Here is a 24,446-nt window from a genome sequence, read left to right as displayed (position 1 = left end):
ATTGTTATGTTGAATTGGTTTATTAAGAATTATATTAGATAATATTTTATACAATGCAATTGACGATATAAAATAAATTTAAGAGTGACTTATTCTATCAATCATTATAAGACATAAACCGTTATTATATTTGTCATCTTGCCATATATTTAAAGATAAATATACGAGCGCAGACAACAAATAAAAAGAAGATTAGGTTGGATTCTTACTCAAAATATATATGCCAATACTGGGTTGTATAGTCAGTTTGATATGATTTCGATACAGCTAGATCAATCACGAATGACGATGTAGCAGGTTTATATAAATTTGACTACAGCAAGTCTTTATATTCAGGATGCTTATTGATGTACGACGATACAAATGAGCATTGCGGTACCACTTTCTTATCATTCTTACGTGCATAATTGAGTGCGTGCTTGACCAGTGCTGATCCGACACCGCGTCCGCCTAAAGCTTGCGGTACGATAGTGTGATCATAGACCAGTTTGCCATTTTGCTCTTGATAGCTTATATAGCCAATATGACCGTCAATAGCGGTCTCAAATCGTTTGGCTTCTATGTCGTGGCTAATTTTCATAGGTTGTTCAGCAGTTTGATTACTCATAGCTACTCTCCATTATTATTAAGTGTCATTATTGTTAGTTATCGTTTGTGTCTATATTTCTACTTCTTATTATGCGTATTTTGTTATTTAATCTATAGCTCTTTACCGTAAGGGTAGATAGGGTAAATGTTAAGAGTCATTAGAATGACTGGTTATGTATGTCTATATTGGTCATGTCTTACAAGTAAAACAATGCTTGGCGCATGACAGGTGGAAGGTATTTCCCTAATCCACGGATGACTGGAGCATCATCTTGTTTTTCTTTGGCAGCATGAGTCGATTCAGTAGCTTGCGATTGTAAATATACTTGCCATTCCTTGGCGCTCGGTTTGCTAAAGTGCCGTATGCGACCGATGACCTGACGAAGCTGGCGACCAAAACGCCCAGTGTTGTAGGGTAGGTCGTATTTTCGGCATATGTCCTGTACTTGCGGTGATATGCGAGCGTAGTGGTTGGCTGGCATATCAGGAAAGATATGATGCTCAATCTGATGTGATAAATTGCCGGTCAAAATATGGAATAACTTGCTACCTTGGATATTACTAGAGCCGAGAATTTGCCGTATATACCAGTCACCTTTGCTTTCATTGGTATCAAGCTCAGTATAAATATGTGCTTGGTCTGTGAAGTGGCCACAAAATATCACTGCCCATGTCCACAAATTGCGCGCCATGTTGGCAGTGATGTTACCGCTCAAGGTAGTCATCGCACTACGTCGACCTAACGCCAGCCCTGCTATAGTAGGAAATGCGATATGGTCTTTGCTGACCTGCCTTGCAATTTTGGCAAATAAACCACGAGACTTTGGTTGCATGATCTCTGTGAGCTGCGGCGAATCAGCATATTCATCAGCACTAATTTGAATATCATGAAAGGCGACTGCCCACTCAAACCCCAAGGCCAATACCATGGTACTGAACAGGTTATAGCGGTCACTAGGTGTCCAAGGTTGCTCGTCAGTCACGCGAATTAAGTGATAGCCGACATCATGGTCACGGCCAACAATATTGGTAAACGTGTGATGCAAATAATTGTGCGAATGCTGCCATAGTGGGGCAGGACAAACGATGTCCCAATCAAATTTTTGACTGTTGAGATACGGATGCTGCATCCAGTCATATTGCCCGTGCATGACATTATGTCCAAGCTCCATATTGTTCAAGATTTTACTGAAGCTCAGTAAAGAAGTACCAAGTAGCCAAGTAGCGACCAGACTTCGTTTCGATGGCATGCGCCCAGCCGCTGCCAGTAAGCCACGCGAGATAATTTCGCTATAGACCACGGTGGCATATACACGTTGAATATAATGAGCATCATCGCTACCCAATGAATTCATGACACTTTGATATAGCGTGTTCAATTCATCGGCTAGTGCATCGCTTTGGTCTTTTGGTAATTGTGCACCCGTTAATGTTGGATAGCGCTTTTGTTTTGATTGCATATTCGTGTCTGTCGAAAATGCAGATACGGCAGATTGTGCAGTGAACATAGGCGGTAATAAACGCATAGAAACTCCTTAACTAAGGCTATTAATATCGAATGTCATAGGGTTGGTTTCATCAAGTGTCTAGATATTATTGGACAATCTAATTCATAGTCTTCAATCATCTTAGATATCTAATACTACGTCCGTCATGGCAATATTGATACAGGTTTGAATCGACTCATAGCCATTGCTACTTATTTTTCCCGTCTCAATATTTTTGACCACGCCGCTGGCTTTATTACAGCGACATAGCTGACAAATACCTTGCCTACACCCATAACTGAGAGTTATACCTGCTTGCTCGGCACCGATGAGCAATGTCGTACTGGTATCGAATTGTCGCTGTCGACCACGCAAGTAGACCGTTTGCATTGCTATATCGTTTTTTGCATTATCATTGTTGCCAATGCTAGCAGGCTCGTGTGACAGATTGCCAAAACGCTCGAATATAATATTGTCGCGCAACGAGCGTTTATTTGCTAATGAGTCCATATCTAACGATGTTATTGTTTGAACAGCATCATATAGTCCGGCTAATAATGCCTGCGACCCACAAACAAATATCCGAGTATCTGCTAATGGCAAACTAAGTGCTAACAAGCTTTCCGCGCTTAGATGTCGCGTACCTGCCAAATAACTATCAGGGTCTTCTGTATTGATAAAGTGATAAGTAAAGTTTGGATAACTGTCTTTTAATTGCTGCCAATGCTTCAAAAAAGGCGTCTCTGCCAGTGGCATGTGACTGTAATATAACAACGTGACCGTATGGCTTTGCGATAAGGCTTGTGTGATAAGACCTAGCATTGGAGTAATGCCGCTACCTCCTGCTATGAACAGTAGCGATGAAGGTGCAAGAAGTAAGCGGTTAGCACTTTGTGTATCAAGCTTTGCCTGTGCTAAGGTGAAGGCGCCGCTGGGCAAACTACTATCGAATATGGTGCCCAGTGGTGCTTGCTGTGTTAGATAGTTGGATACCAATCCTTGAGGTTTGATGGCAATGGTAATGATAGGCGACTGTAACTGTTTATTTTCACTACTCTCACTATTGTCGATGTCCGATTGCAAATATAAGGGTTGTTTTGGTAAGCCTACTAATGAGTAATGGCGCTGATGGTAAATGGCGTCAATAACGGCCGTTAAATTGATATGTTGACCACCATGCCAACCGCCGTCTGAATCAAGTACTTGCCGTTTAAAAGCATGATTGCCTTCGAACTGAACCACAATCAAATCGTCATTGAGAGCCTGCCGTGCAATCAACCGTAATTTAGGACGGGTCAACGACCAAAACGGATGCAAACGTGACCCAATGAAGTCAACAAACGCACGTTGGATAATTTCAGGGCGATAGCTAGTGGCCATAAACTCATTACCTTGTTTGATGCTTTTTAGAGATGAATATCATATGTTTTATAATCAGGTCTAATGACTTAGGTTTAATACTTCAGGTCTAAGGCTTCAGATTTAGAGATATCGTACTGAGTGTATCTCAAATCAAATGACGTTACCTTATTAAGATAAACTAATATTCTAAAGTCTATTCATTAATTTTTCGAAAGGTTTGATGCTATTTTTTGTGGTCTTTATAAAGCAGTAATGAGTCAAAATGTTAAACAAAGCGTTCTGATAATAGGTTTCGTTGATGCTTTTAGGTAGAAAGCGTCATGCTAAATGCCAAAAGCGGCAAAACAACCGCTAAAACAATCTGTTGGCTTGCAGGGTATGCGCCACAATGCGATAATGGCTTATAATTTGTAACCCTGATTTTGAGGTGCGGCACACTTGGCATCATTGCCGAGTATGATTTGCTTGCCTCTTCTATGCAGTCTATCGGAGTGTTAATGGCTCAATATATCTACACGATGAACAACGTGTCAAAACTTGTTCCACCTAAGCGTGAAATTCTAAAAAATATTAACCTATCGTTTTTCCCAGGTGCCAAGATTGGTGTATTGGGTATCAATGGTTCAGGTAAATCGACCTTACTACGTATCATGGCGGGCGTTGACACTGAGTTCAGTGGTGAAGCACGTGCACAAGCTGGTACCAAAGTCGGTTATTTGCCGCAGGAACCACAGCTTGATGACAGCAAAGATGTACGCGGTAACGTTGAAGACGGTATGCGTGAAGCGTTAGATGCATTGGCTCGTCTAGATGCGATCTATGCTGAATACGCTGAGCCTGATGCTGATTTTGATAAGCTTGCTGAAGAGCAGGGCAAGATGGAAGACATCATCCAATCGTGGGATGCGCACAACTTAAACAATCAGCTAGAAAAAGCGGCCGATGCGCTACGTCTGCCACCATGGGATGCGGATGTTAGTAAGTTGTCTGGTGGTGAAAAACGCCGTGTGGCACTATGCCGTCTACTATTGTCACGTCCTGATATGCTATTACTTGACGAACCGACCAACCATTTGGACGCCGAGTCTGTTGCATGGTTAGAGCAGTTCTTGCAGAACTACAGCGGTACCATCGTTGCTATTACCCATGATCGCTATTTCTTGGATAATGTCGCCCAGTGGATCTTAGAGCTTGACCGTGGCCATGGCTATCCGTATGAAGGTAACTATACCGAATGGCTAGAGCAAAAGAACACGCGTCTAGAGCAGCAGAACAAACAAGAAGAATCGTTTGCTAAAGCGCTGAAAAAAGAGCTTGAGTGGATTCGTAAAAACCAAAAAGGCCAACAGGCCAAGTCTAAATCTCGTGTACAGCGTTTTGAAGAATTGAACTCAACAGAGTTCCAACAGCGTAATGAGACGGCTGAAATTTACATTCCACCTGGTCCACGTTTGGGTAATAAGGTTATTGAGATTAATGACATCTCGAAATCATTTGGCGATCGTTTGCTTTATGAAAACCTAAGCTTCAACGTACCAGCAGGTGCCATCGTAGGTATCATTGGTCCAAATGGTGCGGGTAAAACCACGCTATTTAACATGATTACTGAACGCGATACGCCAGATACTGGAACCGTGGATTTGGGTGAAAGTGTTAAAGTTGCTTATGTCGGTCAGGTACGTGATCACTTAGATGATAGCAAAACCGTTTGGGAAGAAGTATCTGACGGTCTTGATATTATTACTGTTGGTGAATACACCACGCCAAGTCGTGCTTACATTGGCCGCTTTAACTTTAAAGGCTCAGATCAGCAAAAACGCGTTGGTCAGTTGTCAGGTGGTGAGCGTAACCGTCTGCAATTAGCAAAAACCCTAAAGCAAGGCGCGAACGTACTATTACTCGATGAACCATCAAACGATTTGGATATTGAAACCTTACGTGCACTAGAGGATGCGATTCAAGTATTCCCAGGTACGGTAATGGTTGTGTCGCATGATCGCTGGTTCCTTGATCGTATCGCTACCCATATCTTGGCATTCGAAGAAGAAGGTCCAGTTTGGTTCGACGGTAACTACTCTGAGTTTGAAACTTATCGCAAAAAGACCATGGGTGATGACGCCAGTCCTAAGCGTGCTAAGTATAAGAAAATCACGAACTAGTATGAATGCTTAGTGTTTTGAAATCAAAAAAAGACCTCTAATTGTTAGAGGTCTTTTTTTGTGCTTGATCTACTAAATATAGCTAGGAGCCAATTAGCGTTTGCGCCCAAATTTACGCTGCTTTTTATTACTAATTTCAGTAATGGCATGGTTAATTTCATTCTCGTCTAAGGTAGCGACTTGCTGCAAGATTTGCATCATATCAGGTGTTAGGACGTATTTAGCATGATGGGCAATGTCATTGATACGGTGATCAAATGTCAGTACGCCAGTCTCTTCATCCTTTTGTAAATAATCAAGACGTGTCAAAGCACCAATGAAACTTGTGAATAAAGCACGGTCAAAGAAGTCAGGAATGTCGTCTGCATATAGCACAGATAATCGCTGACCCAGCAGATGACACAGATCAACCACTTCATTTTCGGTCAAATTACCTGAGCCTTGCTGAGCAAGTAGAGCAAGTGTCATAAAGTAACGCTCAAGGCTTTGGCCAACTGGAGTCGCGAGTACTTGTAGCTGCTGATAGGACTTACTATTTGATTCAGGAACGCTAAGTATGCCGTCGCCCAATTCAACGATTAGTCCATGAGAGAGTAGGCTATCGACCTTTTTATTGAGCGTATCTGCTAAGCCATGTGCTGGATAATATAAGAATAGCTCACTTTGTAGGAACGGATACAGCTGCTCTGCAATACTATCTAGACGACTGCGTTTGATGCGACCATTGCGTGCAACTAGCGCTGACAAAAATGATAGCAGAATGAAGACATGCAAAATGTTATTACGGAAATAACTGAGCAAGGCAGCTTGCTTACCGACAACCTGAATGATATCACCTAGGATATGCGGTGTGCGCTCGATCAATTTGAGCTTAATACCATAATCAATGATTTGCTGCGGGGTCATGTCCGTGATGACGGTATCATCCGAATAAGCAAGCTGCTTAGCCAAACCTTGATAAAGCTCGATTTGCTCTCGGCAGCTGTTTTCATCTAGTGCCGCTTTGGGTGCTGACAATAACACTAGCGACAACAGTGATACAGGTGTGACCACAGCGGCTTTATTGATATGCTGCATAATTTTCACGCCGATATTATCGACCATTGCACTGGCTTTCTCATCGAGCGGGGTATCGGTACGGTCAGACGGTAAGCTGTCTGCAGACACATCAAACTTTGTCATAAATTCAGTGAGATGTAGTGGCGTCCCAAAGCTTAAGTGTACGTTACCGAAGATACGCTCAATTTTGCGACCTACCTTGAGCAGACCAAGCAAAGATTCAGATTCTTTGGGCTTGCCTTTCAGCTCACCAACATACGTGCCACCTTCCATAATACGTTCGTAGCCGATGTAAGTAGGAATGAACACGACAGGTTTATTGGTTTTACGCAATTGACTGTGTACTGTCATTGCAAGCATACCCATCTTAGGCGGTAGCAGACGACCTGAGCGTGAGCGACCACCTTCGATAAAGTATTCGATAGGGGTATTGCGCGTGATTAACGTGTGCATGTATTCGCGTAATACAGAGGTGTATAGGGCATTACCACGGAAACTACGACGGATAAAGAACGCCACGGCACCGCGTAACATAGGTCCTAATACTGGCACATCAAGGTTATCACCCGCAGCCACATAAGGAATACTCAAACCGCGTTTATAAATAACATAGGACAGTAATAGGTAGTCAACGTGGCTACGATGGCACGGCACATAGATGATTTCGTAGTCAGTTGCTAGCTCTCGTACTCGTTCAAAATGGTGTACTTCTACGCCATCATACAACTGCGTCCACAACCACGTTAAGAAGCGGTCGAATACTCGAATGATAGGATAAGAGTAATCATTTACCATCTCATTGGCATAGCCTTTTGCTAAGCTTCGTGCCTCGCGGGTAGTCGTGCCTTTTTCTGCCGCTTCCGCTTCTATTGCATGCTTGATAGCTGGCGAGTACACCAGTTTATCTACCAAATTGCGTCTGTCTGACAAATCAGGGCCGAGCATGCTGGCACGTTGTTTGTCTAAATAAATCGAAAGCTGCTGCTGCAACATACGCACCAGTTCGCGATTGCTATCGGCAGTCGCTACCAACGCGTAACTTGGTGCATCGTCAGTATCTTCCTTTATAGAAGCATCTTTTACAGAGCTATCTTGTAGGTCAGTGGCTAGCGAATCAAAAATAGAAGGCCCTTCTACATCGCCTTTGAGGCTATTATCGATAAGGGCGCGCAAATCTTGCGGTGGATGAAACTGTACAAAGGTATCACGTCCCATGACCCCAATATTAAATAACTGCTTAGTAATGCTTGGGTCTTCCCAGTTATCAGTAGTCAACAGCTTAAACAGTGAATCTTCTTTTTCTGGCGCACGTCCCCATAGGATAGAGACAGGGACCAAACGCACTTTTAGCTCTGGATATTGCAGTACAGCCGATACCAAGCGCGACAGGCGCGGTGATAACTGACTGTCTTTGGCACCTGGATGATTTAAAAAGATGATAGCCGCATTTTCTTTAATATTATGCTCTGCATCGTATACCCCAACCAATGCTGGCGGTAAATTGTGCTCTTGCGTCTGCAGATCGATCAAAATACTGTTGGATCGGGAATAGTCTTGTAGAACATAAAATCTTAATGTCTGATCGTCAGCATCAAAATCAGGCAACTCACCTAATAGTTTAGGTTTGACGGCAACGTCGAGCATGTGACCCGATAACTTGCGATATAGCTGATTGATCGGAGCACCCGAATAGGACTTGGCGGCGATTGGATTGACGTCAGTATTAGAGCCGCTGTCAGTAGTGACCGGCGCTTTAAAAATCCGTTTTTTTAGGAACTTATTCTTTAAGAAACTGGGTATCATAATGGATATCAAAAGTAGTTAAATATATTGCGCTTATGATGCCATAAAAGCCATCAAAGCGATATATAGTGTCTGTATATACTACTAATATTCATACGGGCTGTTTACTATCTTGTGAGCTAGCTGCATACGAAATACACTTAATTATTTGAAAAATAAGATCTTTAGCATAATAATATTGTGGTATAAAATACGATAAATACTATTTCTCCTACTCAATAACTTCACTTAATGATATGAAAGTATTATGACCCCAGCAATCAATCTTGCCAAAAAACGTGGCCTTGACTACCAATTGCATGAATATACTCATGACAGTAATGCGGCTTCTTTTGGCTTAGAAGCTGCCGAAAAACTCGGTGTAGATGTAGCACAAGTTTTTAAAACTTTGGTAGTAGCGACCGAAGTGGGTACGCTCGCTGTTGCTATTTTGCCAGTAGACAAGACTTTAAACTTTAAAAAAATGGCCAAAGCTTTATCCTCTAATAAAGTACTGCCCTGCAAAAAGGTACAAATGGCAGATCCCAAGCAAGTAGAGCGTAGTACAGGCTATGTACTGGGCGGTGTCAGTCCACTAGGACAAAAGAAACGCTTAGCGACAATCATAGATATCTCGGCTGAAGCGCATACAACGATGTATGTGAGCGGTGGTCGCCGTGGTTTAGAAATTGAGCTGCCACCTCTACAATTAGCTACGGCTCTATCGGCACTTTTTAGTAACATTACTGATGATTAAAAAGCATTGTCGCTGATATCAAATAAGTTTATCCTTTTGAGTGTTCAACAGACTCCAATCATTTAAGTCCTACCTTCACTTATATTTTATAAGGATATATTCATGCCACATTTAACCCTGCAAGTGACTCCTAATGTCAGTGTTCCTCACGAAGAATCATTGCTTAAGTCTTTGAATAAAGCGCTATGGGATACTGGACATTTTGGTAAACCAACGGATATCAAAGCCCGCATCGTACCTCTTGAGACTTTTTTGGTAGGTGTTGAGGATGATGAGCAAGCAAATGGCATGGTTTATGCGAATCTAAAGATGATGGCTGGTCGTGATATTGCGACTCGAAATCAACTTGCTGAGCTATTGATGACAACGATAGAAGAGCAGCTAAGCGCAGAGCAGTCAGGGCGAGCAGCACTGCAAGTATGTGTAGAAGTGGAAGAGCTTAGTGCGGTATATCACAAAAAAATGCTAGGTAGCTAGAAATTGGCTATCGGTTAATTATTTTTAGTTTGAGAGCACTGATTTTCATCAACCACAAAAAAAGCGCCTATATTTAGGCGCTTTTTTATGAATGATCTATTAACTTTGTAATCTTAGTCTTAATTTTAATCTAGGAAAGCAAAGCTTTCGATTGGCATTGCCATCATGCTTTCGCTTGGTGCAACCATACCTTCGGCGTGACCTGAGGTACGTGGTAACAGTTTATCAAAGTAGAATTCTGCCGTTTGGATTTTGGCTTTATAGAACTCTGGGGCTTCTACGCCGCCATTTTTGAGTTTGTCATGAGCCACTGCTGCCATACGTGCCCAGTGGTAACCCATCATTACATAGCCTGAGTACATTAAGAAATCGTCCGATGCTGCAGAGATAATTTCGCGGTCTTTACGTGCCATTAGCATCAAGCGTACGGTCAAAGTATTCCACTCAGCACATAGCTTGGTGAGTGCCCAAACAAATTTGCGCATATCTTTGTCTAGTGCATATTCACCACACCATTTCATGATGCTTGAAGTATAGTCGCGAATAATTTTACCTTTTGACTGCAAAATCACTTTACGGCCTAATAAATCTAACGCCTGAATACCGGTTGTGCCTTCATACATGGTGGCAATACGGGCATCACGAGCAATCAGCTCCATACCCCATTCTTTAATATAGCCGTGACCACCGTAAATTTGCTGACCATGTTTGGCCGCTTCAATACCAAGCTCGGTCAAAAAGCCTTTTAGAATTGGCGTGTAGAAGCCAAGCTTGTCATCCCATTTCTCAAACTCTTCGTCATCACCATTAATGATGCCTTGCGCCATCTTGTCCGCATAGCGTGCTGAATGATAAATCATTGAGCGGCCGCCTTCGGCAAAGGCTTTTTGAGTCAATAGCATGCGGCGTACATCGGCATGATTGATGATGGCATCAGCCACTTTTTCAGGCTCTTTAGTGCCTGATAACGCACGCATAGAACGGCGATCTATCGCATAAGGTAGGGCGTTTTGGAATGACAGTTCAGTATGTGCTAGACCTTGGATACCAGTACCGATACGTGCCGTGTTCATAAAGGTGAACATAGCTTTTAGGCCTTTGTTCGGCTCACCAATCAGGTAACCGATCGCATCATCAAAGTTTAGGACACACGTTGCTGATGAGTTGATACCCATTTTGTGTTCAATAGAACCACAAGTGACACCATTACGCTCGCCAATCTCGCCTTCTGCATTTGGCAAGAATTTTGGTACGATAAATAGCGAGATACCGCGAGTACCTTCTGGTGCATTTGGTAGACGTGCTAGTACAATATGCACGATGTTTTCTGTTAAATCATGCTCACCGCTTGAGATAAAGATTTTGGTGCCGCCAAGCTTATAAGTGCCGTCTTCTTGGGGAATGGCTTTAGATTTAACCTGACCCAAATCGGTACCGCATTGCGGCTCAGTCAAGCACATGGTGCCCGCCCAAGTACCTTCAATTAGTTTATGCAAGTAGGTCTCTTTTTGCTCATCAGTACCGTACTGCAATATGGTATTGATACAACCTGTTGATAGACCAGGGTACATTGCCCATGGCCAGTTAGCCGTACCAATCATTTCAGCTTTAATTAGGTTTAACGAGGTTGGTAAGTTCATACCGCCGTATTCTTCTGGGTAAGAAATACCTTGCCAACCGCCTTCTACAAACTGGTCATAGGCATCTTTAAAACCTTTAGGCGTAGTCACCACACCATTGTCAAAATGACAGCCTTCTGCATCAGCCGGTTGATAAAGGGGGGCAAGCACGTTTTCGGCAAAGTCAGCCATACCTTGCAAAATCATATCGATTGTTTCAGGGTCAGCATTTTCGCCATTGTCCAAATCTTTATAATGCGTTTGAAAGTCAAAAACATCATTTATCAAAAACTTGATATCACGTAAAGGCGCTTTGTAAGTTAACATAGTTGCTCTCTTTAATTTGTTGATGTCGATTTATAGGTGAGATATGCGTTAAATATAAATGTGTTCAGAAATGGGTTGGTTAAGGCAGTTTCTTCGATGCTTTTATTAGCTGATATGTTCTATTTGATAACGGGCAGTGGTGTATAATTTTTCTTATTATAAATCTTTCTTGGCAACAAATACATATTGTATAAATAATATTCATGAGTATTCTGTTAATTAATAAAAATTATTTATAATTAATAGTTTTTTGCTATGAATTAATCGTCATGTATCTGCTGAAAACTTAGATTCCTTATACTTCTAGGTAAGCTTAGCTTTTTGTAAAAGTCATTCATAGAATATCATCACATACTTATTAACCGCCATTGTGTTAATAACGTTACGTTATTTCGTAAGGACAGGGTTTCATGGTTGTATCCAAACCAATGTTGTCGCTCAAGCGACGGGTTGCTACCCTCAAAACTTTTATTATAAATCTGATCAGTAATGAGCTTACGCATTTAACAGCAGTCCACAGAAGCTTTCGACCGTGGCATATTCCATTATTTTCTGCGCTAACTATTAGCTTTCCTGTCTTTGTGGGTGCTTATTTTGAGGTGCTATCGGCAGGCATTATCAGCTCGTTAGGGGCGATGGTTGTTTTGAACTTGCCCCTAGTTGGTAAGCTGCCATATCGCTTGGTCACTGTGATGGCTTGGGGATTCAGTATGTCGCTATGCTTTGCACTTGGAGTGATAACGCAGCAGATTCCTATTTTAAGATTGCCTATATTTACTTTGATGGCATTTGGTATCATTATTTTCGGCCGCTATTATCAACAGCCGCCACCGGGAGGGCTGTTTATTATGATGGCAGGTGCAGTGGCATTATTTATGCCTATTCCGCTTGCTCAACTGCCACATACCGTTGGCCTTATCATGCTTGGTAGTGCATTCGCAGTGCTGATATCATTGCCATATTCTTTGTTTTTATTGCTGACACGTGAGTGTAAACCTTCGCCTATCTATACTTATCAGGCAGATACTATTAGTGAAAGTGTGATTGTGGCAGGGTTTGTGAGTTTGTCGCTAATCGTTGCAATGACCCTAAATATATCTAATCCTTATTGGGCGGCAGTTAGCTGTTTTATTATTATTCAAGGGATACATCTGCGTACAATATGGATTAAGCAAGTACATCGTTTGCTTGGGACATTGGTGGGTGCAGGGCTGGCCAGTTGGATGCTGTCTTGGAGTCTACCGATATGGGGAGTCGCTATTGCAGTATTGATTATGATTTTATGTATTGAATCCTTGGTTGACCGTCATTATGGCTTAGCCGTGATATTTATCACACCACTGACCATATTTATTGCAGAATATGGTAGCGGCTTACCGCATACGTATCAACAAGTCACCTACGTACGTCTGGTGGATACCGCCATTGGTTGTATGGTGGCTCTGGCTGGCGGAGTAGTAATGCACTCTACCAATTTACGTGTGCCATTACGACGTATGGAAAACTGGCTATTGGCACGTTTTGGATAAAAGCTAGATAAGAACTGGATAAGAACTGGATAAGAACTGGATAAGAAAAAGGCGTATAAATTGAATTTATACGCCTTTTTTATTGGTATAGCCTGTGTCTTTTATCTTAACGACCATTTAAGGTATTTGTGGCTTGCGTCACATCAACGGTATGACCCGTCCAACGCTCAAAGCTTAAGGCCGCTTGTCCAATCAACATGCCGTAACCTTCTGATGTCTGCGCGTCACGTGCCGCAAAATGCTGTAAGAATGGTAGCGTGCGACCGTACATCATATCGTAAGCATAGTGGCAGTTTAAGTCATTATCCAGTGGCAAGGTATCGCCTGACAGACCGATAGAAGTGGCATTAATAGTGATATCAAATTGTCCGGTCAATTCACTGGTCGCACAAGTCTCAATACTGTGTTTGCCAATGGTTTCACTCGCGGTACTTAGCTCATCTACTAAATTGGTCGCCTTGCTCAGTGTGCGATTGGCAATGGTTAATGCCCCAATATCTGCTTGAATCAATGGCAATACCACGCCTCGCGCCGCACCGCCTGCACCAATGAGTGCCACACGCGCACCTTTTAATGGCCAGCCTAAGCTCGTGATATGATTGACCAGACCTTGACCGTCGGTATTGTCACCATAGAGGGCGTCAGCGATTGGTGTGCCACTCTCTAATAGTGCTTTATTCAACAGTAGCGTATTGACTGCGCCTGCGACTTTGGCATGCTCAGACAGACCGCCACGCGCCACGCAGCAGTCATAAGCGATTTGCTTAAATGGCACCGTCACGTTGGCACCGACACCGCCACCATGAAAAAACGCTTCGACCACTGCGGTAAAACTGGCAGCATCGTCAGGGCAATACTGGCGCTGGTAGCTGATATCAATAGCTGCTTGCTCTGCAAATAGCGCATGGATTTCAGGGGATTTACTGTGGGCAATAGGATTGCCAATAACGATAAAATGCTGGGTCATATATGGTCCGCGAGCTATAAGAGGCAAAAAAGCATTAATAAGAGAGTCGTTGAAGCGCTATTATCATAAGGGATAACGCGATGTTTGACAAACCGAGGCTTTCGTGAATAAATGCTTGAATAGATGGCATTTTTTTATGCGTTAGGTATTTAACAAATATGTACTCTCTAGGAGTGTTATCCGTAACGTAAAGGGTGGTCAAGTATCAAGCAGTTGGGTAAACTATATGACACGCCCTATGTAGTCATTCCACTATAAAAGTATGACAGCGTTAACCTCGCTTGAAGTATCACATATACATCTACACTCGTTTGCCTTGTATTACTTTTAAATTGAATCGACTATAGTGGTTGTTACATTATAAAAAATTGGCTTTGAAAACGTGAAGCCATAAAAAAACATTATTCATTAGCAGCGGCATATTTGCTTGCGCGCTAATATTCTTTTGAGATCAATCTGAAAGTGTGAGTAAATTGCCCATGTGGAATAATAGCCTACAGACCTTTTTGGCCAGTACGATAATGGCAGTTGGTGTGTCGTTGAGTGGCTGTAATAGCAATACAGATAATGACCAAAGCGTCGATGCAGGAGCCAGTGAGCAGGCAGTCACTGATACGACTTCAGCAGATGATAGCGCTGCAACAAATACTGAGGTAGAAGCTGGAACGGCTCAGCAAGGCACACAAGTAAAGTATGACGTCTCGGCATGGGGCAACGAAAGCGTCAAATCAATCAACGTCGGTGACTTGGATGGTATCCAGTCGACTTTTGGTAAAGTTTTGAGCACTGATGAAAACAGCTTGGACTATGCCAGTAATCCAGCTGCCAAATATCGTTTTATGGATACCGAAGCGCCTTACTTAGACGTTATTGATTCTGAAAAGTATCTGGAGATGGGTTGGTATTTTGCAAATCCTACCGACTCTGATGAAGAGAAAGAACTGAGTCAAAATCATGCCAAAAAGGCCTATCAGCTCGCACGCAAGTTGATGGGTGATGAGGGCGGTAATCTCGTGGCTGATATGCTCAATGTACAAATTATCAAAAACAAAACCATCGGCGGTCAGAAAGTAGAGCTGGCGAAATGTGAGTTCTACAGCTGTATGCTGGTCATCAATAAAGCAGATGCCCAAACAGATAATAGCTAACTCATGATAGATACGATGTCAGTGCCGAACGGCTGGGTATGTCTGTACCCACAAGACAACAGGGTAATCGAAGATAATGGGGCGATTGACCCAACGGTAATGATGTCTCTAGATAATCGCGGACTGGCATACGCTGATGGGTTCTTTACTACTATGGGCGTCATCGATGGGTTGATACTGTGGTCAGACTATCATTATCAGCGGCTTGTCTCTCATGCCAATGCGTTGCAGCTAAATATAAACAGCGAAGAGCTATTAGCAGTATTGCAACTGTACGCCCAGCAATTACAGCAAGGAATGCTCAAACTGGTAGTAACCCGCGCTACGCAGGATGTGCGCGGTTATGGTTATACACCTAGTGCAAATGGCAGCGACTGTGAGATGTGGCTAAAGGCTGCGACCATGAGAGTCACTACGGCGCTGCAATTGTCTTTGCCCGATGGGAGCTTGGTACCCATCCAACCTAGTGCCTCTGCAATATGTTTGTCCTCTCAGATTGCTTGCTTACCGCCACCGCTGGCAGGTCTCAAAAGCCTCAGTCGTTTAGATAATGTCCTCGCTAGTGGTGAGCTACAGCGTATAAAAGCTGAGCCATTGGCATCTGAACTTGCTTCAAAACTTAGTGAAGGACTGCTGCGCGATATGAGCGGGCAGTGGGTTGAGGGCACGATGAGCAATGTATTCTATCAATTGGCAGAATCACCACTATCAGAATCCGAAACCACTTCTAGCGCTCATGAAGATAATGAAAATTACCTAACCACTGGCCAGTGGTATACGCCATCTATGACGCAATCGGGTGTCGCTGGCGTTATGCGGCAAGTGATTATCGATGCACTATCTACGACGGAATATCCAGTTGTGATAAGGTCGTTACAAGATGAGGATTTGCCCAAATTGACGCAGTTATTCTTTTGTAATGCATTACGCGGCATCATGCCAATGAATAATCTGACATTATTATCTGGTGAGGTTGTGGATTTTCAATCCGTTTAACTATTATTGAAAAATATTGAATTTGGTATCGATAAAATCATCGGGATATAAAACCACTTGCTCATTTCTATACATCTTTTGCGCTTTCATCAGAGCATCTTGCTCATCTTCAGCATTTACTTCCACGATATTACTCAGCGTTTCCACAATCTCTATTTGAAATTTTTGTGCTGCTTTCTCATCTTTTTTCATCGTATTCACTTCCATTTCTCACAAATAACTTCAGTCATCAATGCCAACTAGATTAGCAAAAGCGCTCAACAGAAGTGATCGTCTTTTGTTACGTGGTCTTGTGTCTTAAAGCAAATCGATCAATGCTGCTTATCTAACAAGGAGATAAGTCAATGTATGAAGTTTATGAAGATGAAAGTATCCCGCTACAAATCCGTCGTTTGATGGTTTTTGATGAAATCTGTAAATTAGCGAAGAAAGAACCTGATGAAATTATTCATTTATCAAAATTTACTCAGTTATCGCTAGGAGTTATGTATCTAAAGGATTTCAAGAAATTTATAGCCTTTGGTGGTGTGTTTGAGTATGCACAAACACCCGAAGAAGTTATTGAGCAACGTATTCGCATTTTTCCTAACGATGAGCCAGTAAAGTGTGCGCTAACTGTTAATTTAAAGCAGTTTACTCGCCCAGTTAGTACACCTATACAATTAGTATGGTATTGGAATAAATATGTAAAGAATAGAATGCATGCTTATGTTGACTATCGTGAAGAAATTTTTTTTCGGATAAATGATGAAATTGATTCGGATTATCCACCGCATAAGTTTCATGACCGTCTAGTTGCGACAGCTCGTCTGCCACTATGGGACGATAGAGATGAGTTAATTGCAGATGTATACCGTGACAATCAAGGCGAACCTAGACCTGAACGTTATAATGAAAGGCGTCTGATATAATTCGAAATAATTACTATGTTATACGAAACTCATAATCAAGTTACCACTTATAGTTATAGCTGCTAATAAATTTTAGCGGCTGTAATATTATGATCTTGATACTGTGTTTATATGACGTATCAGCCTTCTTACATAAATCATCACTAGCCTTTGCGGCTCCGTCAATTGAAGTTAATGCACTGGTACTTTCTCAAGAAGTCTATTGAGTGATGCATATCTCCAATAACGTTCTTCATAATTGATCGTCTTTTGTTAATGAGTATTGCGTACTGATGTTAATCGATCAATGATTGCATTCTATCCAATATTATCTAACAGGGGATAATAAATGCGTACTACATATGAAGATAAACGAATTCCACTACAAATTCGTAGATTGATGATATTTAATAAAGTTTGCTGTGCAGCGAAAAGAAACCCTGATGAAATAATTCACTTACCTTGTTATTCACAGATAGCATTTAGTATTGTTTATTCTAAGAAAGATAAAAAATACACAGCATTTGGGAGTGTGTTTAAGTATGCGCATACCCGTCAAGAAGTCATCGAACAAGGTTTAGATAAGCGGTTTCATGAAGACACTATGATGTGTGCAATTACAACCGAAAAACAAGCTTTTACTAAAGCTTCTCGCACTCCGTTAGGGCTGCTAATGAGCTGGAATAAACAGGTAAAAAATCGAGCTTATACTTGTATCGATGGCAATGTGAAGAACTTTTTTAAAGTAAATGATGAGCTAGAGCTAGATTACCCTCCTCATAAATTTTATGGTCGTTTGGTTGCTGCCAAGGATTTGCCATTATGGGATGATACGTGTTCTTAGTATGATTTTCGATAGTGACCACGGCTCACAAATTCAATAATGCCTTTATCTCGTAATACTTGTAATTGCTGACGGATTTTATCTAGAATGTGATTATTCTCAGGGTGTTTGCATCTTAACTCGTCAGCAAAAGCATAAACTTGCTTTAGCGAAAAATGAGTATCGAGTCTATCGATACACTGCCAGATATCGAGTGTCCAACCACGAGAAGCAACAGACTGTTTTCGTAAAAACAAGGTTTTTTGAAATTGTTGGCTGACATCTTTGCGTGGTATGACTTGCTGATTTTTGACCAAAAATACTTTGCCTGATTCTGGTACTTGGCGTAAGTCGATATTACAGCCGACCCAACCTGCGCGTTTGGCAGTCGCTGATAACGGCTTACGCTTGATAATAATATCTGGCTTAAAGAACTGCTTAGGGATAATTAAAAAGTTATTGACGGTATATTCTTTTGAGTACGTCAGGAAGAAAAAATTGGGATTGTCTTTACTGTTGATGCGTTCAATCATCGTCTTATAAGCACCATCGTTAATAATGTTACTTAATTTAGATTTTTTACTTTTTAGCTCATATTGCTCATTACAATTTCCGCAATAAAAATCGGCGACAGGTTTGTTATTAGCGAACTCAGCTAGAGATTGGACGCTACAATTGGTGCAGTAACCGTTTTCTTTCACCCATGCTTCACTGAGTACACGAACTTTTTGAGATTCAGAGTGATAGTTTTTGGCAAGACTTTGATTAAAATGTAGGTTCATAGGATGTTTTCATTCTTGATAGATAAGCTCAGAATACTGAAAAAAGGGTATGAGTATTAAGCCATATAAATGTGTATCAATAGCAAGATAATTCACAAGCTAAGCAAATACCATTGAAAATCGCACGGTTCAGTGCTAAATTCTAGCAAACATCTGCCTCGCGAGTTGCCATGAGCACGCCTACACCTGAAACGCCTCCTGAACGTCCTAATAATGAGCCATCGAATAAAAAAGATAGCAGCGTTGAGGAGCGTGTCGATACCACACTACCAGACTCGCAGCCGGTAGTGGATAGGGTGGAGGATAAGCCCGCGACTAATGTTTCACTGATCAGCGGAGAGAGTAAACCGCGTCAGTATAGAGTGGACAATCAATCGTTCTTTATGCAGCGTGGTTATCAGGTATTGCTCGTGCTTGGGCTGATTGCTGCTTTTTTCTTGGTGATGGTCTATCAGACATTGTTTGGACGTATCGAGCAGCCTGCAAAAAAGGTTACGATTGAGCAGGGTCAGACTTATTATGGTCTACTGCCGCAGTGGCAACAGCAGATTCCGCTGTTTTCTGCCAGCGTGGCCAAGCTTTACATCAAGTCGCAAGTCGATGCGCCATTACATTCGGGCATTTACCAGTTACCAGAAAACCCTACTATTGCCGAAGCGCTACAAGTGCTCGCACAAGGTGCAAAAGCGGCGATGGTAAAGGTGCAAATTATCGAGGGTAAAACCTCTAAAGACTTGTACCAAACACTACGTGATAATGATGGTATCAAAAAAGAGGTACTGACTGCTGATAGCGACAATGCCAGTATTGCCAAAGCGTTGGAGTTAGACGGCATCTTGCCAGCGTCGGTCATCAATGACAGTGATCCTATCGTCAATCACAATCTCGAAGGTTGGTTTGCCCCTGATACTTATTATTATGGTGAGGATACCACTGATAAGCAGGTACTGACGGATTTGTATAAGCGTCAGCAGCAAGCGTTGACCGAAGCATGGGAAGGTCGTGCGCCCAACTTGCCTTATAGCACACCTTATGAAGCGTTAGTAATGGCATCTATTATCGAAAAAGAAACCAGTGTGGCAGAAGAGCGTCCATTGGTGTCGGCGGTATTTAGAAACCGTCTGAATCAAGGCATGCGTATGCAAACTGATCCGACCATTATCTACGGTATGGGCAGTCGCTATGACGGCAATATTCGCCGCAAAGACATCAATGAAAAAACGTCTTATAATACCTATCAAATTGATGGCCTGCCACCAACACCAATCGCGCTACCATCAGCGGCTTCTATCGAAGCAACTTTGCACCCTGCAGACAGCGAAGCATTATATTTTGTAGCGACTGGTACAGGTGGACACAAATTCACCAATAGTCTGGCTGCACACAATCAAGCGGTAAAAGACTATCTAAAAGTCATGCGGGAAAAGAAAGCACAAGCAGCATCACAGTAAATTAGTCCGTCTCTCTTTTAAAACCTATCATTTACTGAGTGTTATGTAATTATCTACATAACGCTCATCAATGACATAAGGTCATATCATGTCAGCACCTATGCAAGACCATCTATCTCAAACAACCTTATCCAAACAAACCCATGACACCATGCCCAATCAAGGATGTTTTATCAGTTTTGAAGGTACCGAGGGTGTGGGAAAAACGACAGCAATTGAACAACTATGCTTACGATTAGAGGACAGTGGTATCCCGTATCTGCGCACTCGTGAGCCAGGTGGCAGTCCATTTGCAGAGCGTTTACGAGAGATACTATTAGACCCTGCGACCGATATTAATGATGATACAGAGCTATTGCTACTATTTGCCGCCCGCTGTGATCACCTACAGCAAGTGATTATACCCGCACTACAACGTGGCACATGGGTGATATGTGACCGTTTTACTGATTCAACCATTGCGTATCAAGGCTTTGGTCGTGCGCATGGCGATGAGGCAGTACGAGCCAAGATTGATGCGCTCATCGAGCAGTTTGTGCCACAGCTACCCGAGCTAACACTATGGTTAGATTTACCCGTACTAGAGGGTATGGCACGCGCCAACAAGCGCAGCGCTGCAGATCGTTTTGAGCAACAAGCGACCGAGTTTTTTACTTGGGTACACACAGGTTTTGATGTACTTGCCACCCAGTATCCTGAGCGCATACAGCGTGTTGATGCATCAGGTAATGCCGATGAAGTGGGTGCGCGTATATGGTCAACGGTACAGGATAATCTAGATATTAAATAGCCGTCCGATTAAGGAAATTCTGAGCTTCCAGATTTTGACTGCTTTCGATATTTGATTACCTTCAATAATAGGATGATTGTCAAAGTCATTGCCATAAAAAGCCCCAACATTACGTTGGGGCTTTTGTTTTTTTCGAACCATTAATATAGTCGGTAAATAGCCACTCAAAAAGTGGTCGTCATGGTTTATTTACTGGCTATTTACTCTTTGTTCTCTACCTTGCTATCTAAGCTCGTTGGCTTGGTATCATTAGCAGTTTCGATGTCAGCACTTGTGGCATTGTCTTGACCAGAGTCAGGTAAGCGATTTGGATCAAGCGCGCCTTTCTTGGTCTTAGGTGCATTACCATTACCATTGGTATTGCTATTGCTATTGCTAGATACCTTAGTTTTGGAGACAGCGGTTGAGTTCGCTGACATGACCCCTTTATTAGCAGATTCGTCTTTTGGTTCGATAATTTTGTCAGTAGTCGTTGCTGGCGACGTTGGAGAGTCTTTAGACTCAGCATCGATGCTTGAATGATTTGATGAGTCACTAGCGGTGTTTTGCTCAGTGCTTTTCTGCTCAGTGCCTTTTTCTTTGTCACTATCCGTCGCTTGCTCTGCTGCATTAGCACTCTCATCGCTCGGCTCTTTCTCTTTACGCTTTTCCGGTGCTTTTGAGCTGGATTCAAAGTTGGCATCTGCCGCCATGCGAGCTTGCTCTTGCTTCGGTGTCACATCTACTGGCTTAGGTTGCACTTCATCTTCTACTACTAGCGAGATGAGCTTGCGATCGCGTGGTACGATGCCATCGAACTTATCAGTAATAACGTGCAACTTGCCTTCTTTGTCTATGGTATAGAGCGGGACAAATTGTTTGTTATCCGCTTTATATTGTTCAAAGCTGTAGCTATCAGTGATGTTTGTAATTTTGATACGTGCCTTTTTAGACAGCATGCTGGCAAGCTTGGTATAAGTTGCATCTTTGCCGAATAGCCACTGCGATTGAAAGCTCGACTGCTTGTCTTCACGTTCGCTTCTGGCCTTTTCATCGCTGAATTTGAGACGATATAATTTGCGCTCACCAAATTCATGACGATAATGAATCTCGGACAAGGTATTCATTTCTTTGTCCATACTCATGGCAAACAAACGCCCAATACCGATAAGATCAAGGTGATGATCGGCATGGTCAGAGATGGGATTACCAAAATAAGTACGCAAACCACTCATGCGTGCACGGGCAATGTTGGTATAGTTGTTGTGCGCAACGATGACATCAAAGCCTTGGTCTTTTAAAGACGTGGCTATCAGTAGTGCGATAGGGTTTGAACCGACGATAAGAATACCGTTGGTCTCAGGCTCACGGACGCCAAGCAAGTTGCCGACCACTTTTGAGCCCAAGCCCTGAATCATAACGGTACCAATGATGACCATAAATACTAAGGGTACGAGCAGCTCAACGCCTTGAATATCATACTCTTGCAAGCGAATCGCAAACAGTGATGAAATAGCTGCCGCGACGATACCACGTGGGCCAATCCAACTGATCATCAGTTTTTCGTTGGTCTTTAAGTTTGAGCCGATAGCCGATGCCCAAACAGACAGTGGACGCGCCACAAACATAACGATAGCGAGTAGCACCAAGCCTGCAAAGCCCACACTCATTAAGCTTGCCAGTTCTACACGTGCAGCGAGAATAATAAAGAGCACAGAAATCAGTAGAATAGTTAAAGACTCGTTGAACTCTAGAATGGTCTCACGTGGGAATTTTGGCCAGTTTGCTAATGCCACACCCAATACTGTAACGGTCAATAGACCAGACTCATGCTCTAAATGGTTAGATATTGAGAATAGAACCAAGACAAAGGCAAGGGTAAAGACATTGCGTAAAAACTCAGGAATCATATGGCGGCGCATGAGGAACGCGAGCAGCCAAGCGCCCGCCATACCCATTGCTGTCGCCAACACAACGATTTTAGCAAACAGTAATATACTGCTGGCTTCGCCGCCAGAGATAATATATTCATAGACCAATACCACCGCAATGGCGCCGATTGGATCGATGATGATACCTTCCCATTTTAGGATGTTAGATATCGTCTTATTCGGGCGCACACTGCGCAGTAGCGGCATAATGACCGTTGGGCCAGTCACGCAAACCAGCGCACCGAATAGCAAGGCGATTAGTGGATCGACATCAAATAGTAGATAGGTCGATAACGCGACGATAGCGATGGTAATAAGTACACCGACCGATACTAGCATTTGCACAACAGTACCGTGTTGCTTAATCTCATCGAACTCCAAGGTCAGCGAGCCTTCAAAGAGAATAATCGCTACACCCAAAGAGATAAAGGGGAACATCAGCTCCCCCAATACCAAGTCGGGATCGAAGATACCCAGTACAGGGCCGACGATAATACCAATCAGTAATAAAAATAAAATGGACGGTTGCTTTAAGTACCAAGCCAACCATTGGGCGGCGATGCCAATCCCAACCACGCCAGATAATAATAGGGCGGTATCCATAAATTGATCCTTTTATAATCTTGTCATATTTTATATCTATCAATCGCTCTTTAGCACCTATCTATAGAGGCACATTTTACAAAAGCTGAACGACAACAATGGCCAAGTGACAATAATGGTTAAGTGACAACAATGACAACCATCATGAATCATAACGTGAGCCAGATATGATATATATACTATAAAGTAATAGAGACAAACGCATTCCTAGACAAATAATGCCCATCTCAAGAAATACAATTAGCAGTGTCAACCTTGCTTGTGCTACTGGCTTGGCTTACGAGCAGTAGTACCTGCACTTGTTTTACTGTTATTCAAATTTTTAGAAATGGTATAAGCGTCTCTAGACATGCAAAAGATGAAAAATAAGGGTGATGATAGCCAATTCTATAAATATATAGTCCGTAATAATAATGGCTATTAACCTACATTTTTTATAAAGTTATTAGGCTTGCCATCATAACATGATTTTATTTCATACCTACTAAGGCTGAGCTTACCACGATACAGTTTATCCACTATGACACTGCCACATCGTCAACTATATAAAGGTATTGCTTGTACTCGACTGTCTTGTATCGATATTATAGTGGGTTGATTGTAGTATTGAGCAACCACAACAGGATATAGAACCATTATGAAATAACCAATCCTTGGGTTATCCTGAATTACTGAAATGATAGCAAACTAACGTGATGGCTTATCATAAAGTAGCGGCATTTATCATGCATGTAGTTTGTATCGTGAATCCACTCTATGAAAGAGTTGCAGCAACGGTTGCCATGCAAAGGCAATAAAATATAGATATAGCATGCAGACAAGCTAAAAAATATTAAGATGGCTTAAGCTAAAGTCACATTTTTTACCTGTCTTATAATGGCTCTAGAGAATAACCAGAACCAATTTATTAACATTGACAATAATAACAATCATGATCACT

The 24,446-nt window shown here is 42.3% G+C and carries 19 protein-coding genes; 10 read left to right on the top strand and 9 right to left on the bottom strand.

Going from position 1 to position 24,446, the window contains the following annotated elements; genetic code table 11:
* Positions 1-313: 313 nt before the first annotated feature.
* The 3 genes from IPZ60_RS01665 to IPZ60_RS01655 form a co-directional block, all read right to left on the bottom strand.
* Positions 314-607, bottom strand: a complete 294-nt coding sequence (locus IPZ60_RS01665; protein WP_194196140.1) for a GNAT family N-acetyltransferase — start codon at positions 605-607, stop codon at positions 314-316.
* 178 nt (positions 608-785) lie between these two features.
* Complete coding sequence (locus IPZ60_RS01660; protein ID WP_194196139.1) at positions 786-2,114, bottom strand: acyl-CoA desaturase; 1,329 nt, start codon at positions 2,112-2,114, stop codon at positions 786-788.
* Between the two features lie 102 nt (positions 2,115-2,216).
* Positions 2,217-3,455, bottom strand: a complete 1,239-nt coding sequence (locus IPZ60_RS01655; RefSeq protein WP_194196138.1) for a flavin reductase family protein — start codon at positions 3,453-3,455, stop codon at positions 2,217-2,219.
* A gap of 479 nt (positions 3,456-3,934) precedes the next feature.
* Here IPZ60_RS01655 and ettA point away from each other — a divergent pair, with 479 nt between their 5' ends.
* Positions 3,935-5,596 carry an energy-dependent translational throttle protein EttA gene (gene ettA, locus IPZ60_RS01650; RefSeq protein WP_110921994.1) on the top strand — a complete coding sequence of 554 codons (1,662 nt, stop codon included), beginning with the start codon at positions 3,935-3,937 and terminating at the stop codon, positions 5,594-5,596.
* Between the two features lie 93 nt (positions 5,597-5,689).
* Here the strand turns inward: ettA and plsB are convergent, their stop codons facing one another.
* Positions 5,690-8,458: a glycerol-3-phosphate 1-O-acyltransferase PlsB gene (gene plsB / locus IPZ60_RS01645; protein WP_194196137.1), complete on the bottom strand. Its 2,769-nt coding sequence runs from the start codon at positions 8,456-8,458 to the stop codon at positions 5,690-5,692.
* Positions 8,459-8,705: 247 nt separating this feature from the next.
* Here plsB and ybaK point away from each other — a divergent pair, with 247 nt between their 5' ends.
* Both ybaK and IPZ60_RS01635 read left to right on the top strand, forming a co-directional pair.
* Entirely contained in the window at positions 8,706-9,194 is a 489-nt protein-coding gene (gene ybaK / locus IPZ60_RS01640) for a Cys-tRNA(Pro) deacylase (RefSeq protein ID WP_194196136.1), read from the top strand.
* A 102-nt stretch (positions 9,195-9,296) separates the two neighbouring features.
* On the top strand, positions 9,297-9,671 hold the full coding sequence (locus tag IPZ60_RS01635; RefSeq protein WP_194196135.1) for a 5-carboxymethyl-2-hydroxymuconate Delta-isomerase: 375 nt from the start codon (positions 9,297-9,299) through the stop codon (positions 9,669-9,671).
* 125 nt (positions 9,672-9,796) lie between these two features.
* Here IPZ60_RS01635 and IPZ60_RS01630 read toward each other — a convergent pair whose 3' ends face one another.
* Positions 9,797-11,617, bottom strand: a complete 1,821-nt coding sequence (locus IPZ60_RS01630; RefSeq protein WP_194196134.1) for an acyl-CoA dehydrogenase C-terminal domain-containing protein — start codon at positions 11,615-11,617, stop codon at positions 9,797-9,799.
* A 410-nt stretch (positions 11,618-12,027) separates the two neighbouring features.
* On the opposite strand from IPZ60_RS01630, the gene IPZ60_RS01625 reads away from it, so the two are divergent.
* On the top strand, positions 12,028-13,146 hold the full coding sequence (locus IPZ60_RS01625; RefSeq protein ID WP_194196133.1) for an FUSC family protein: 1,119 nt from the start codon (positions 12,028-12,030) through the stop codon (positions 13,144-13,146).
* Between the two features lie 106 nt (positions 13,147-13,252).
* Here the strand turns inward: IPZ60_RS01625 and aroE are convergent, their stop codons facing one another.
* Complete coding sequence (gene aroE / locus IPZ60_RS01620) at positions 13,253-14,113, bottom strand: shikimate dehydrogenase (RefSeq protein ID WP_194196132.1); 861 nt, start codon at positions 14,111-14,113, stop codon at positions 13,253-13,255.
* A gap of 479 nt (positions 14,114-14,592) precedes the next feature.
* Here aroE and IPZ60_RS01615 point away from each other — a divergent pair, with 479 nt between their 5' ends.
* Both IPZ60_RS01615 and IPZ60_RS01610 read left to right on the top strand, forming a co-directional pair.
* On the top strand, positions 14,593-15,261 hold the full coding sequence (locus IPZ60_RS01615; protein ID WP_194196131.1) for a hypothetical protein: 669 nt from the start codon (positions 14,593-14,595) through the stop codon (positions 15,259-15,261).
* A gap of 3 nt (positions 15,262-15,264) precedes the next feature.
* Positions 15,265-16,257 carry an aminotransferase class IV gene (locus IPZ60_RS01610; protein ID WP_227669172.1) on the top strand — a complete coding sequence of 331 codons (993 nt, stop codon included), beginning with the start codon at positions 15,265-15,267 and terminating at the stop codon, positions 16,255-16,257.
* A 3-nt stretch (positions 16,258-16,260) separates the two neighbouring features.
* Here the strand turns inward: IPZ60_RS01610 and IPZ60_RS01605 are convergent, their stop codons facing one another.
* Positions 16,261-16,449 (bottom strand): DpnD/PcfM family protein, encoded by a 189-nt coding sequence (locus tag IPZ60_RS01605; protein WP_194196130.1) that lies wholly within the window; start codon positions 16,447-16,449, stop codon positions 16,261-16,263.
* 152 nt (positions 16,450-16,601) lie between these two features.
* Between IPZ60_RS01605 and IPZ60_RS01600 the strand changes: the two genes are divergently transcribed.
* Entirely contained in the window at positions 16,602-17,168 is a 567-nt protein-coding gene (locus IPZ60_RS01600) for a hypothetical protein (RefSeq protein WP_194196129.1), read from the top strand.
* Between the two features lie 328 nt (positions 17,169-17,496).
* Positions 17,497-17,991, top strand: coding sequence for a hypothetical protein (locus tag IPZ60_RS01595; protein ID WP_194196128.1), 495 nt, complete (start codon positions 17,497-17,499; stop codon positions 17,989-17,991).
* Here IPZ60_RS01595 and IPZ60_RS01590 read toward each other — a convergent pair.
* Positions 17,988-18,752, bottom strand: a complete 765-nt coding sequence (locus IPZ60_RS01590) for a DpnI domain-containing protein (RefSeq protein WP_194196127.1) — start codon at positions 18,750-18,752, stop codon at positions 17,988-17,990. The two genes, IPZ60_RS01595 and IPZ60_RS01590, sit on opposite strands and share 4 nt — an antisense overlap.
* A gap of 170 nt (positions 18,753-18,922) precedes the next feature.
* Between IPZ60_RS01590 and mltG the strand changes: the two genes are divergently transcribed.
* Together mltG and tmk are read left to right on the top strand one after the other, a co-directional pair.
* Entirely contained in the window at positions 18,923-20,203 is a 1,281-nt protein-coding gene (mltG, locus tag IPZ60_RS01585) for an endolytic transglycosylase MltG (protein ID WP_194196126.1), read from the top strand.
* An 88-nt stretch (positions 20,204-20,291) separates the two neighbouring features.
* Positions 20,292-20,993, top strand: coding sequence for a dTMP kinase (tmk, locus tag IPZ60_RS01580; RefSeq protein ID WP_194196125.1), 702 nt, complete (start codon positions 20,292-20,294; stop codon positions 20,991-20,993).
* Between the two features lie 200 nt (positions 20,994-21,193).
* Here the strand turns inward: tmk and IPZ60_RS01575 are convergent, their stop codons facing one another.
* Entirely contained in the window at positions 21,194-23,506 is a 2,313-nt protein-coding gene (locus IPZ60_RS01575; RefSeq protein WP_194196124.1) for a cation:proton antiporter, read from the bottom strand.
* Between the last annotated feature and the right edge of the window lie 940 nt (positions 23,507-24,446).

Origin of the sequence: Psychrobacter sp. NG25, assembly GCF_015234355.1 — a bacterium.
In the GTDB taxonomy this organism is placed as follows: domain Bacteria; phylum Pseudomonadota; class Gammaproteobacteria; order Pseudomonadales; family Moraxellaceae; genus Psychrobacter.
Note: the sequence above shows the minus strand (reverse complement) of the source record. Positions and strands in the feature narration are given on the sequence as shown.